Source organism: Paenibacillus profundus, from assembly GCF_021369635.1.
Lineage (GTDB): Bacteria > Bacillota > Bacilli > Paenibacillales > Paenibacillaceae > Paenibacillus_B > Paenibacillus_B profundus.
Genome location: NZ_JAJNBZ010000017.1, coordinates 64473 through 76889, shown reverse-complemented (window position 1 = coordinate 76889; position 12417 = coordinate 64473). Strand labels below are relative to the sequence as shown.

11 protein-coding genes are annotated in these 12417 nt (G+C 52.0%); 8 read left to right on the top strand and 3 right to left on the bottom strand.

What is annotated here, in order from left to right:
- Nucleotides 1-33: 33 nt before the first annotated feature.
- The 3 genes from LQV63_RS18975 to LQV63_RS18965 all read right to left on the bottom strand — a co-directional run bounded on the left by LQV63_RS18975 (nucleotide 34) and on the right by LQV63_RS18965 (nucleotide 2686).
- Entirely contained in the window at nucleotides 34-603 is a 570-nt protein-coding gene (locus LQV63_RS18975; protein WP_233697908.1) for a class I SAM-dependent methyltransferase, read from the bottom strand.
- A gap of 114 nt (nucleotides 604-717) precedes the next feature.
- Complete coding sequence (locus LQV63_RS18970) at nucleotides 718-1206, bottom strand: D-Tyr-tRNAtyr deacylase (protein WP_233697907.1); 489 nt, start codon at nucleotides 1204-1206, stop codon at nucleotides 718-720.
- 16 nt (nucleotides 1207-1222) lie between these two features.
- On the bottom strand, nucleotides 1223-2686 hold the full coding sequence (locus tag LQV63_RS18965) for a hypothetical protein (protein WP_233697906.1): 1464 nt from the start codon (nucleotides 2684-2686) through the stop codon (nucleotides 1223-1225).
- 205 nt (nucleotides 2687-2891) lie between these two features.
- On the opposite strand from LQV63_RS18965, the gene LQV63_RS18960 reads away from it, so the two are divergent.
- The 8 genes from LQV63_RS18960 to LQV63_RS18925 all read left to right on the top strand — a co-directional run bounded on the left by LQV63_RS18960 (nucleotide 2892) and on the right by LQV63_RS18925 (nucleotide 12192).
- Entirely contained in the window at nucleotides 2892-5267 is a 2376-nt protein-coding gene (locus LQV63_RS18960; RefSeq protein ID WP_233697905.1) for a glycosyltransferase, read from the top strand.
- A 62-nt stretch (nucleotides 5268-5329) separates the two neighbouring features.
- Nucleotides 5330-5980: a glycosyltransferase family 2 protein gene (locus LQV63_RS18955; protein ID WP_233697904.1), complete on the top strand. Its 651-nt coding sequence runs from the start codon at nucleotides 5330-5332 to the stop codon at nucleotides 5978-5980.
- A gap of 15 nt (nucleotides 5981-5995) precedes the next feature.
- Nucleotides 5996-6625, top strand: a complete 630-nt coding sequence (locus tag LQV63_RS18950) for a DUF1796 family putative cysteine peptidase (RefSeq protein WP_233697903.1) — start codon at nucleotides 5996-5998, stop codon at nucleotides 6623-6625.
- Between the two features lie 358 nt (nucleotides 6626-6983).
- Nucleotides 6984-8228 carry a glycosyltransferase family 2 protein gene (locus LQV63_RS18945; RefSeq protein WP_019421430.1) on the top strand — a complete coding sequence of 415 codons (1245 nt, stop codon included), beginning with the start codon at nucleotides 6984-6986 and terminating at the stop codon, nucleotides 8226-8228.
- 42 nt (nucleotides 8229-8270) lie between these two features.
- Nucleotides 8271-9221 carry a GDP-L-fucose synthase family protein gene (locus LQV63_RS18940; protein WP_233697902.1) on the top strand — a complete coding sequence of 317 codons (951 nt, stop codon included), beginning with the start codon at nucleotides 8271-8273 and terminating at the stop codon, nucleotides 9219-9221.
- Nucleotides 9222-9372: 151 nt separating this feature from the next.
- Nucleotides 9373-10458, top strand: coding sequence for a CDP-glucose 4,6-dehydratase (gene rfbG, locus LQV63_RS18935; RefSeq protein WP_233697901.1), 1086 nt, complete (start codon nucleotides 9373-9375; stop codon nucleotides 10456-10458).
- A 40-nt stretch (nucleotides 10459-10498) separates the two neighbouring features.
- Nucleotides 10499-11266, top strand: a complete 768-nt coding sequence (gene rfbF, locus LQV63_RS18930; protein WP_233697900.1) for a glucose-1-phosphate cytidylyltransferase — start codon at nucleotides 10499-10501, stop codon at nucleotides 11264-11266.
- Nucleotides 11254-12192, top strand: a complete 939-nt coding sequence (locus LQV63_RS18925; RefSeq protein WP_233697899.1) for an NAD-dependent epimerase/dehydratase family protein — start codon at nucleotides 11254-11256, stop codon at nucleotides 12190-12192. The genes rfbF and LQV63_RS18925 overlap by 13 nt, the downstream gene beginning before the upstream one ends.
- The last annotated feature ends 225 nt before the right edge of the window (nucleotides 12193-12417 follow it).

Sequence of the window (12417 nt, the reverse complement as noted above, 5' to 3'; positions counted from 1 at the left end):
ATACATGCTGGTTCACCGCTTGCCATCACTAACTCAATGCTGATGATAGCTGTTTTGTCTCCACTGATTCAAATGATGCTGCAACAGTTGAATATTCTCTGGAGGAACTGCATTTCCTTTGATGCCTATGCCGACTACGGTATGCGGGAATATTTCCTCTCCTGCGTAATCTGTAATGACGGTATCGAACGGCTTCAATATGCTGGCAAATGCTTGCGGCGTAAAGCGCCAATAATCAGCCGGATAGTCATGAATCGGGAAATTCATCACCGAACTGATGATGGCAATCCCGTTTGGCTTCAATATGCGGTAGATTTCGGACAACGCGAGCCGCGGATCCTCCACATGTTCCAGCGTATCCAGTGAAATCACAAGTCCTGCCGTCTGGTCCGGCAGATCAATGTGATGAAGATCCAGAACGAGATCAACACCTACACCTGGACGCATGTCACATCCGACATACGTTTTGCCTGGAAAATAAGGCCGCAGATCGGCAAAGCCTTCCTGACCCGCGACCTGATAAGCGCCGAACTCGTATACAGGCTCCTCGTAAGGAAGAACTGCTGCGCAAATGGCAGCAAAATTTTTAATGATATTTCTCATTTCTTCACTCCTTATTGCATTATGCCGTAACTAGCCCACATATGGTGTATTGCCTGTATTCCGTTATTACTGTATTCATCAGAAGAAAGGAAGTTGTATAGTCGTTCGCACAATTTATATGCTCATGCTGATACAGATGGAATTGAGGGCGGTAAAGCTGATTTCTTGCGCCAAAATAAAAGCGTTGACCGTCAAGGGCTTCGTCAGTTTGTCCATATCACATTCGATTTGCAAATCTTTCATTTCTGTCCATCCGCCGCCCGGAGACAGCGTTAGAGGTCCAATCGATTCGATGTTATACTCTCCGCTCGCTTTGCCGGACCGAAACCAATTATCATCGGTGAACTTCCATCCGGACTGTCTGCCGCCCTTTACATAGACGGCAAGCGTGTGAATCAATTGGGGAGACAAGATCTTTCCGCTTATCTCACAAGCGCGCTCTGGAGAAACGGCAATCACGATGCGGGGTTGTTCAATTGGCTGCTGTCCCGTATTACGGAACAGCACGTTCACGAACAAGGTCACGCGCCGCATGGTTACATCGATGTCGGCGGCAGATTGGAGCACGCATTCGACCGACACGGAAGAAGGGGAGTGATTCATTGTCATCACCTCGCTGTTAGCGGATTTTTGTCATTTTGGATAGGAGATCGACCACTTTACTCTTGAAGCTGGATGCCCGGGTTGCATCTTCATATCGTGAAGGATAGTAAACATTGAACTGTACGGGATCAGGAGTGGATTGATGGACGGATTCCGCAGCATGATTATGGGTTTGCTCCAATTCCTGCTCTTTGTTTGTTTCCTTCATAGGCACAACTTCAGGCTGGAGAATGGGAGATTGCACCACCTTTGCAAGCAGCTTATCGGCCAATGTAGTAACTTGCAGCGCGCGGCGGATGTTCTTTTCCTCTTCAAGCACGGATAGCCGCTGCTCCAGACCTGATTGTCTCTGCTGCCAGTACCGTAGTGTCTGGTCCAGCCGTTCCCATTCTCCATGTAACTGATCGCGGCGCTTCGTCAACGAATCGGCGGTGGAGAGCGCGTGGCGGGCAAAGCGCATGCTGTGCCCGAAATTTCTGGCGGCACGGTATGATTCAACGCCCCAACCGCTCAACTGAAACAAGCTGCCGATATGATTGCCGTCAGACAGCCAATACGGCGCAGAACCGTTGCGGGTCTCCAGAGCGGATATGATGCGCCATGCAACGGGATGGGCTGCGTGAACTGTATCGATACCTCCCCACGAACCGTGTGCGATATTGTAGTCAATGTGAGTAATGCCCCCCTCTGCGATCCAGAAAAAGCGGAGGCGTTCACGGTCCACGGCGCAGACCGCACATTCCACGCGAGCAGGAGTTATGGCGATGCTGCCTTCTGCCACCTTGACCGATTCCGATCCTTCAGCTGCCGAGTAGAAATGAAAGGAGAGCTTTCCATGCGGAAAATGAATAAGAAGCACATGCAGACTGTCGTTCCAATCGGGTGAGATCTGAATGAAGACAGGCCCATGCGCATCCGTATGCGGCAATGTGAACATGCCGTCAAGCAAGTTCCATGTTCCCGCAGCCTGATGGAAGCGCCAAATACGGACTTGCTGCTTCCGCTCATGCTGCACCACGCTGCCAGCCAGCCATATCGAGTCCCCGTCCGTTATAAGCTGAATCGAGCGGACAGGCAGCTCTGTAACGATGGATTCGGGCATCGACCAATGGACGCCAGACAGCACGGAATGATCGATGCGGTCGGGGAACCGAAGCGCGAGATGCAGCTGGTTGGCGCAGCATGTGATCTTCAGATCGGCCAGAGCTGTGAAATCGCCGTCCAGTTTGCATTTGAGCACTGTGCTGTCGTGAGGCGCAATCCGGGCATGAACGAGCTGTTGAAAGCAATCCGCGTACACGATATGAACATACTGCTTATCGTCCTGACAGATGTCATAAAGACGGTCTGCATATTCAAGCACAAATTGCTCCCGGTACTCTTTCCATACATGATCCAACGTCTCTATGACGAGCCCGCGGTTCGCAGGCTTAACGATAAACATTTGATAGTCGTTTGCCACCAAATATCGCTGTTCCATTTTCAACCGCCTCCTGCCTGCAGGTCATCCCTTGATATCATTTTATTCAGCGTGTGAACAGAATAGGATGGATAGCGGCTATCCTTGCATTTAGATTCAGTGATAAAGCGCCTGTCACGGGTAAATGCACAGGCAAGGCAGGGGCTGTGCTAATACACTGGATCCAAATGACCGTATCATCCGCAGTGTGTTGGAGGGATCGATATTGAACATCATCCAAAAGTTACACCAGATGTTCGAATTGGAAGAGGAAGCATACGTTACGGAATTGTACAGACAACTGTTGAATAAAGAGCCGGAGATTATCGGCGTGAGCCACTTTACAGGGCTGCTTCGTTCCGGACATACGAAATTATCGATTGCATTCACCTTCTTGCGCAGCAGGGAATTAAAGCAAATATACACCAAGGAAGGCGCAGGCGGCTTGCAGGGTGTCACTCCCCGCATTTATCACCGTATCTATTCTTTGCTTACCATCGATTCCGCTTCCTTCGTTCCAGAACTGTACGCGGAGCTGCTGTGCCGGGAAGTGGAGCATGAGGCGTTGCAACATTATGCAAGCTTACTGCGCAACGGCAGGTCACGTCTTTCGATAATTTTGGGTGTGCTTGTGTCGCCGGAGTGCCAGCTGCTGCTGTCTTCACCGCAAATGCCTAGATTGAACGGACCGCTCGAATTCGGCGAGTTCGAAATCGATGAGGATACGCCGAAGAAGGTTGAAAGCCGTTATCCCGCTGCGCTGCCACTGCGCCGCAAAGTCTCTGTCGTCATTTTGACATGGAACGGTCTAGAGCATACGAAGCAATGCATTTCATCTCTTGCCCGCCTGGCGGATAACGATCTGGTTGACGTCGTGGTCCTCGATAACGGCAGCACGGATGAGACTGTGCCCTATTTGCGGGAAATTCAGTGGGTGAAGCTGATTGAACATGGACGGAACAGCGGATTTACGGCCGGAAATAATTTAGCGATTGCGCAATGTGATCCGGACAGTGACATTGTGCTGCTGAACAACGATATTGTGGTGGAGCAGGCTGATTGGATCGAGAGGCTGCAGGAGACGGCTTATTCAGCGCCGGACATTGGAATTGTCGGCTGCAGATTGCGGGGTGACGATGCTAAGCTGCAGCACGCAGGAACGTATATCTTCGCGGAAACATGCTGGGGCCAGCAGCTTGGCGGACTGGAAACGGACATCAATCAGTATGAAGGCGTACGGGATGTGCAAGGAGTTGTATTTGCGTGCGCCTATTTGAAGCGGGAACTGCTCCATGCGATCGGAACATTGGATCTCGATTATTTTGCTTATTTTGAGGATACTGATTTTTGCCTTAGAGCAATTGCAGACGGCTACCGGATCGTATATGACGGACGGGTAACGCTCATTCATTCGCAAAATACGACGACCAAAGTGAACAACGTCGATTTCAATCAATTGTTCATGCAGTCGCAGAGCATATTCCGTGATAAATGGGCCAACTATTTGGAGGAGCAGTACACTCATAAGCTGAACTGGCATTCCATTGCGAATTTATCAAGCGGTTATGCCAACTCTTCAAGAAATATGATGACAGCACTCGACGAGCTTCGCGTAAAAACGCATTACCGGTACGTCTATGGTCCGGGAACGCCGTTCCAGACGGTGGAGCCGCAGATGAGCGACGACTACCGTATCAATGTGTTCAGCATGCGCAAAAGAGATACGTCCGCTCCGGAAGTCGTCTATGGTCAAGGAGACGTCTTCTTTAAAAATGAAGGCAAATACAAAGTCGGCTATACGATGCTGGAGGTCGACGGATTGCCGGAGGAATGGGTGCGGCAGTGCAATAGAATGGATGAAGTGTGGGTTCCGTCCGCCTTTAACGTCGAGACGTTCCGCAATAGCGGCGTCCGCGTGCCGATCCATATCGTGCCGTTAGGCATCGATCCGAATTATTTCAATCCAGGGATACAAGCGTTTCGCTTTTCGGAGAAATATACGTTTTTAAGCGTGTTTGAATGGGGGGAACGAAAAGCGCCGGCGGAAATGCTGCGCACGTTTGCCAATGAATTCGCTCATGACGATGTGCTGCTTGTCTGCAAAATAACGAATAAAGATCCAGACATCGATGTGCGTGCGGAAATTCGAAAATTGAATTTAAAACATGTCGAATCCAAAATATTGATTGTCTATAACCAGACGATTCCTGCTTATTTGCTCGGCAGCCTGTACCGTTCCGCTGATTGTTTTGTGTTGCCGACCAGAGGAGAAGGCTGGGGAATGCCGCTGTTGGAGGCGATGGCGTGCGGGATCCCGGTGATCGCGACCGATTGGAGCGCACAGCGGGACTTCTTGAACGAGCAGACTGGATTCCCCGTCCGTGTAAAACGGTTGGTGCCGGCAGTAGCCAAATGCCCATATTACACCAACTTCCAATGGGCGGAGCCTGACTATGATCATTTGGCACATCTCATGCGCTATGTATATGACAACCGGGAGGCGGTCAAAGAGCGCAGTCAGGTCATCGCACAGCAGGTGCTGTCGCAATGGACATGGACGAATGCCGCCAAGCGAATTGCGGACCGTGTGCAGCATATATGAACATCCATGAACCTTCAGGAACATCCTCTTAAAAAGTGCGTGATCGAAAAGGAGTGGTCAGCATGCGTTACATCGTGGGAATTCCGTATGTCAACCGCAAGGACTTGTTATACCGGGCCATCGATAGTATCCGTCCGTATTGGGGGCATATATTCGTGCTCGATAATTCGGCGGAGCGCGAGTTGAAGCACGATACCGGCCTGTCACGGAGCGTGACCGTATACGAACCTCCCGTCCCGCTCACATTTACCCAATCCATGAACTGGTTCCAACGGGTGGCTGCCGAACGCGAAGCCGATGCGGTATTTTACATGCATACCGACGCTGAAGCGCATCCGGGCACGCCGGAGGCGTTTCTTGGAGTGCTGGAGGAGCTGCAGAGCAGCGGACGCAAGTGGGGGCTTGCCTTGACGAATTTCGACGCGCTGGCTGCTTACAACATGGAGGCCGTGCGGGCCGCGGGACCTTGGGATACGATATTCAGCAGTTATTTCGCGGATATCGATTATCACCGCAGACTAAGACTGGCGGGCTACGACGAAGTGTTTACAGGACTGCCGGTAGAGCATCACGGAAGTTCCACCAGAAAGTCGGATTCGCGCTTCAACTTTATCGTCGATACGACGTGGCCGCTCTATGAACGGTATTACGAGCTGAAGTGGGGCGGCAAGATGGCGCAGGAAACATATATGACGCCGTTCAATATGCCTTAGTGAAGGGGGGATTTTATGCGCTTGTCTGACATCAAACGGACTTATAACGCCGTTTACAGCCTCGGCTCGAATTGCTACCCATCCCAGCGCATGGAGCGATATGGGCTGCGGCCTTATAGTGGCGTTATTGATTGGATGTACTCCAACTCTGTTCCGGGTTTGTGCACGCTGCTGCGCAATCGGTTCGCTCATTTTATGCATCCCGCCAATATTGTGGTGGAGGGGACGGAATTCAACGGACATAACTTCTCGGTGCGCGATTGCATTTACGGCATGCAGTCGGTGCATGATTTCTTGTGTTCAGACGGAGTAGAGGGGATTCCTGTGAAATATCCGGATTTTCAAGCAACGCTGCAGCGCCGCATAACCCGCTTTCTCGACAAAGTGGAGCGGTGCGAGTGGATTTTTTTCTTCCGGCTGAATGCTTCTTATGAAGAAACGGTCGAATTGGAGGCTGCTCTGGCTTCCATCGTCAAGCATCAGTTTACCCTCTTGGTCGTTAATCCCGGATCCGCCTATCAGATTGTGGAAAGCGGGTGGCCGTTAGCGCATACCTGCGCCTTGGAAATTCCCGCCGAATGGGATGCTCAGAGCGATGAATTGTGGAATGCAGTGTTTGCGGGAATCGAATACCAGGCCGATTGAAGACTGCGCTACCGTACTGCGGACTTCCATTCCCGGCAGTCTACCCAGCGAGTAATGCTTAGTCCATGCTGCAAGGCGAGCTGGCCCTCCACGGCGAATACGTGGTGAGGGGTCACGGAATGGCGCCGTCTCAAGTATGGCGTCGGCGCCACATTCATGCAGCATGGGTACATATGATTCGGATTGCATGACGCAGCCTATGGAATAGACAACGCATTCCCCTCCAAAAATTACAAACTTTCAATGAGCCTGTATATGCTTGCCGTGGCAGAATCATCCAGATTTCATATATATATAACGTTTCAACAACTCAGGAAGAAACGACACAACGATTTTGATGGTTTGGAGGTTATGACCGGTGCTCAATCCGCTTCTGCCCATGGTAAGCATTGTTACGCCTTCCTTTAACCAAGCGGCCTTTATCCGCGAGACAATAGAAAGCGTATTGTCACAATCGTATCCGAATATCGAGCATATCGTGATCGACGGCGGCTCAAGCGACGTAACCGTTGCTATATTGCAAGAGTACAGCCAGCGCTGCGGACACCGCTTCCGCTATGTGTCGGAACCGGACAGAGGGCAATCCCATGCGATTAACAAAGGACTGCGACTGGCGCAAGGCCAAATTATCGGATGGCTGAATTCAGATGATACGTATTTGCCGGGAGCGGTTGATAAGGCGGTGGATGCTCTGCAGGCTCATCCCCATTGGGGGATGGTATACGGCAGAGGAAACTATACCGACGAATCCAATCGTTTCTTGAAGCCCTATCACGTGGAGCCCTATCAATCGCTGCGCTTATTCGAATGCTGTATCGTATGCCAACCGGCATCGTTTGTGCGCAAAGACGTGTATGACAGCCTGGGAGGCATTGACGAACAGTTGCAGTTCTGCATGGATTATGACTTGTGGATGCGTATTTCCAAGCATCATCCAATCGGATATATAGAAGAGCTGCTGGCGAATTCGCGCATGCATTCCTCGTGCAAGACGGTCGTCGGCTACACGGAGATCGGTTTGCCGGAAATATTGGCGGCAAGCGTGAAAAATTACGGCACCGTATCGAACAATTATTTGAGCCAGCTTATTATTCATTTTTTCAAGAACGGTCTGCTGTGGTGGGCTGAACTCGTCAAAAAATATCCGCTCTTCGGGCATTATCCACGCATTGCCGACACCAACGGATATGAGGATGGATGGGCTCCCCCCCACTACCGCGCAACTATAGAAACGACACCGGATCAACCGTGCAAACGGCTGATCTGCCATGGAACGTATCAACGTATAAACGGGGATTTGCATCTTACGGTCCATGTGAACGGCATCCCGGTGAAGCGGGTGACTGTCGTGGACGGAAGCTTCTATATCGATTTGCGGATCGATGCGGTTAGCACGAGAACGGTAATAGACATTAGCGCCGACCAGCACTTCGTGCCTGCTGCTCGAGGCGGAAGCGACGATTTACGCCAGTTGAGCTTTAGAGTTAATCTCATTGCTCCGCTGTCGCAGCAGGAATATGAATTTATCCATCATTTGAAAAAGGGAGCGGATGTAGCGAATAGATGGGTGCTGGCGAATCGGCGTCCCGTTCCAATGCTATAAGAGGATGTTCATGCATACCCGGTAAAAGGATGTGAATGTCAGATGAATCTTGCGCAAAAGAGGATAGCGGTGACTGGCGGATCAGGATTCCTGGGCAAACATGTCGTCCGCAAACTAGAGGAGTACGGATGCAGATCCGTCTTTGTTCCGCGCAGCGCCTGCTACGATTTGCGGAAGGGGCAGGATATTGTTCAAATGTTGAACGATTGCGCGCCTGATATCATCATTCATTTGGCTGCCGTTGTTGGGGGGATTGGCGCTAATCAGAAAAATCCCGGCAAGTTTTTTTACGACAACCTTATTATGGGAACGCAGCTTATCGAGCAATCGCGTCTGTTCCAGGTAGAGAAGTTTGTCGCGATCGGGACGATTTGCTCCTATCCGAAGCATACGCCCGCTCCGTTCCAGGAAAGCGAACTGTGGAACGGGTATCCGGAAGAAACGAATGCCCCTTACGGGTTGGCCAAGAAGATGATGCTGGTGCAGTCGCATGCCTACCGCGAACAATACGGTTTCAATTCCATTTATTTGCTTCCCGTCAACCTGTATGGACCGGGAGATTATTTCGATTTGGAAACATCCCACGTCATTCCGGCCATTATCCGCAAATGCGTGGATGCAATGGAGCGAGGACAAGAGAGTATCACGCTCTGGGGAACAGGCACAGTGACACGCGAGTTCATTTACGTCGAGGATGCCGCGGAAGCGATTGTGAAGGCAACGGCGTTATATAGCGGTCCGGACCCGGTAAATATCGGTACCGGCCGGGAAATTACGATTAGCGGACTCGCCGCGCTCATTCAATCCTTGACCGGTTATAACGGAACGATCGTCTGGGATGCAGATAAGCCAGACGGACAGCCGCGGAGGCTGCTCGATGTCGGGCGGGCGAAGCAAGCCTTCGGATTTGAAGCGGCAACCGACTTGGCGAGCGGCTTGGAGCGTACGATTGAGTGGTATCGGGAACAAAGATTCAAAGGGAAACTCAGTTAAAGAGGTTGTTCAAAAAGTTTTGCGGAGCAAAACTCGCTTCGTAAGCAGACGCTTCGAGCTCTTGCAACCTTCTCGGTGCTGAAAACCGACTTTTTGAACACGCGCTTAAAGAATTTATATGCGAGATTGGATTGGGAAGAGGGGAGGGGAAATGGTGAGTGATCAGTCCTTCTGGAAAGGCAAAAACGTATTCGTGACCGGTCATACGGGATTTAAAGGCTCGTGGCTGTGCCTGTGGCTGCACAGTCTCGGCGCACGTGTTACCGGGTATGCGCTTCAGCCGCCAACGGATCCCAGTTTATTTGCTTGCTGCGGCATCGGATCTCTTGTCCACTCTGTAATCGGAGACGTGCGGGTGCGGGAGTCATTGACCCAAGCTCTTGCGGAGGCCCAGCCGGACATTGTCATTCATATGGCGGCCCAGCCGCTGGTCCGTGCCTCCTATGTTCATCCGGCAGAAACATATGAAGTCAATGTTCTGGGGACGGTCAATGTGCTGGAAGCAGTGCGCGCAGCTGTTCATCAAGGAATACCGGTAAGAGCGTGCATCAATGTCACATCCGACAAGTGCTACGACAACCGCGAATGGATCTGGGGTTACCGCGAGCAAGACCGATTGGGAGGATACGACCCGTATTCGAACAGCAAGGCGTGCAGCGAGCTCGTGACCGCAGCATATCGCAATTCTTTCTTTCATCCGGATCGATATGGCTCGCACGGCGTTGCCGTGGCGTCGGCCCGGGCGGGCAACGTCATCGGCGGGGGAGACTTCGCCGAGGATCGGCTCGTGCCCGATATTGTGCGCGCGCTGTTGCGACGTGAGACAATCCGGCTCCGCAGACCGCATTCCGTCCGCCCGTGGCAGCATGTATTGGAACCGCTTGGCGGATATCTGCTGCTCGCGAAAAAACTGTACGAGCATGGAGCGGCATATGCCGGGGGCTGGAACTTCGGTCCTGACGACAGCGGCGCCGAGACGGTGCTGGCGATCACCGAATCGCTGTGCGCGGCATGGGGGAGCGATACACCGATTATAATCGAAGGCGAAGACGATGTTCACGAAGCGAACATGTTGAAATTAGATTGTTCCAAAGCGAAGGCGGAGCTCGGATGGCATCCGAAATGGACTGTAAAGCAAGCCATTCAGCATATTGCGGACTGGGTGCGCGCTTATGAAGCCGGCTGCGACATACAGCAGGTCTGCCTGCGGCAGATTGACTTATACGGCGGCATATAGCGTACAGGCTCGCCCTTCACGAAAAGGGGGAAGTAAAGAAATGAAAGTCGTTATATTGGCTGGCGGTTACGGCACACGGATTAGCGAAGAGTCCCATGTCAGACCGAAACCGATGATTGAGATAGGCGATCGGCCCATCCTTACCCATATTATGTCCATCTACTCGCGGTACGGGTATCATGATTTCATTCTTTGCCTCGGGTACAAAGGCTATATGATCAAGGAATATTTTGCAAATTATTATTTGCATCGCTCGGATGTGACCTTTGATTTCAGCAATCAGAATCAGATGATTATTCATCAACACAATGCCGAGCCTTGGCGGGTGACACTGGTGGATACCGGGCCGGATACGATGACGGGCGGAAGACTGAAGCGCGTCCAGCCGTACGTTGGGGATGGACCGTTCATGTTGACCTACGGAGACGGCTTGGCGAATATCAACATTGCTAAGCTTGTCGAGTTCCACCGCTCTCACGGGAAAATGGCGACTGTAACCGCAACTCTGCCTGGCGGGCGCTTTGGCGCATTGCAAATACAAGATAATCAGGTGACTGGATTTCAGGAGAAGCCGCAGGGAGAGGGAGGATGGATCAATGCCGGATTTTTCGTTATGGATCCCGGAGTCTTCTCATATATTCACGGAGATGAGACTGTGTTGGAGCAAGAACCGTTGGAGCGATTGGCTCATGACGGCGAACTGATGGCGTTTCCGCTTACCGGCTTCTGGCATCCGATGGACACATTGCGTGACAAGAAGCATCTCGAGCAGTTGTGGAATACGGGGAACGCGCCATGGAGCGAATAGAACTGGAGAGCAAGGCTGAACATGCGTTGCGAGTGCTCGTTACGGGCGCGACAGGGTTCTTGGGCAGCTACATCGTCAAGGCGCTGCTGCGCGACGGTCATCATGTCATCGCGCTGAAACGCAGCTTCTCTGACTGCCGCCGCATCAGCGGGGTGCTGCCTGACATCGCAACGGCGGACTTGGATGGGGCGGAACTGGAGGCGATTGTTGCGCAGCATGCCCCGATTGACGCCGTCGTTCATGCGGCAACCCTGTACGGACGCGATGAGGCGCCGTTCAGTTCATTAATGGAGGCGAATGTCTCATTTCCGCTGCGGTTGCTGGAGACGGCCGTAAGTAATGGCGCCAAGCTGTTTCTCAACACGGATACGTTCATCAACCGCGAGCCGTTGGACTATAAATATTTAATTGGCTATACGTTATCCAAGAAGCACTTTGCCGAATGGGGCAGAGAGGCGGCGCTTAAGGGCGCCGTCCGCTTCATCAACGTCAAGCTGGAGCATGTGTTCGGACCGCTTGATAATGACGATAAATTTACTAGCTACGTCGTTCGGAGCTGCGTCGCGAACGTGCCGGAATTGAAGCTGACACCGGGGCTGCAAGCGCGTGATTTTATCTATGTGGCGGATGCGGCCGATGCTTATGCGCTATTGCTGAGGCGCAGCGCAGCACGTGATTCCGAGCCGTTCCGGCAATATGACCTCGGCACCGGAAGGGCGATCGAGGTTCGGGAATTCGTGCGGCATGTCCACCGCTTGGCCCGATCGCAGACCTTGCTCCAGTTCGGGGCGCTTCCGTACCGGGAGCATGAAATGATGCACTCGCAGGCGGACATTGAACCGCTCACCGCTCTGGGATGGTCGAGCAGAGTCGGGTTGCAGGAGGGAATTCAAGCGATGATTGACGAAGCAGCTTATAGCCATTGATGAGGAAAGCCCCAGCCTGACCATGTCAGGCTGGGGCTATTTTGGCATATCTTTCAAATGAAAACAGGTTGTCGGGCTTCCGTACCATGGCTCTTAGCGCCATTCTCCCATTTAGTCAGAAAGGATAACGGCGGGGAGCAGAAACACATGCCCTTTCATATAGATACCGTACCATGAAGCGGTTGATTTGGTAGCGGAAGTTAACCATAGTCATTCTATGGCTTG

What these genes read in the sequence shown, in the direction of transcription:
- LQV63_RS18955 (WP_233697904.1), top strand. Translation starts at nt 5,330, where the DNA reads ATGCGTTACATCGTGGGAATTCCGTATGTCAACCGCAAGGACTTGTTA.
- rfbF (WP_233697900.1), top strand. Translation starts at nt 10,499, where the DNA reads ATGAAAGTCGTTATATTGGCTGGCGGTTACGGCACACGGATTAGCGAA.
- LQV63_RS18965 (WP_233697906.1), bottom strand. Translation starts at nt 2,686, where the DNA reads ATGGAACAGCGATATTTGGTGGCAAACGACTATCAAATGTTTATCGTT.
- LQV63_RS18975 (WP_233697908.1), bottom strand. Translation starts at nt 603, where the DNA reads ATGAGAAATATCATTAAAAATTTTGCTGCCATTTGCGCAGCAGTTCTT.
- LQV63_RS18925 (WP_233697899.1), top strand. Translation starts at nt 11,254, where the DNA reads ATGGAGCGAATAGAACTGGAGAGCAAGGCTGAACATGCGTTGCGAGTG.
- LQV63_RS18950 (WP_233697903.1), top strand. Translation starts at nt 5,996, where the DNA reads ATGCGCTTGTCTGACATCAAACGGACTTATAACGCCGTTTACAGCCTC.
- LQV63_RS18970 (WP_233697907.1), bottom strand. Translation starts at nt 1,206, where the DNA reads ATGAATCACTCCCCTTCTTCCGTGTCGGTCGAATGCGTGCTCCAATCT.
- rfbG (WP_233697901.1), top strand. Translation starts at nt 9,373, where the DNA reads ATGGTGAGTGATCAGTCCTTCTGGAAAGGCAAAAACGTATTCGTGACC.
- LQV63_RS18940 (WP_233697902.1), top strand. Translation starts at nt 8,271, where the DNA reads ATGAATCTTGCGCAAAAGAGGATAGCGGTGACTGGCGGATCAGGATTC.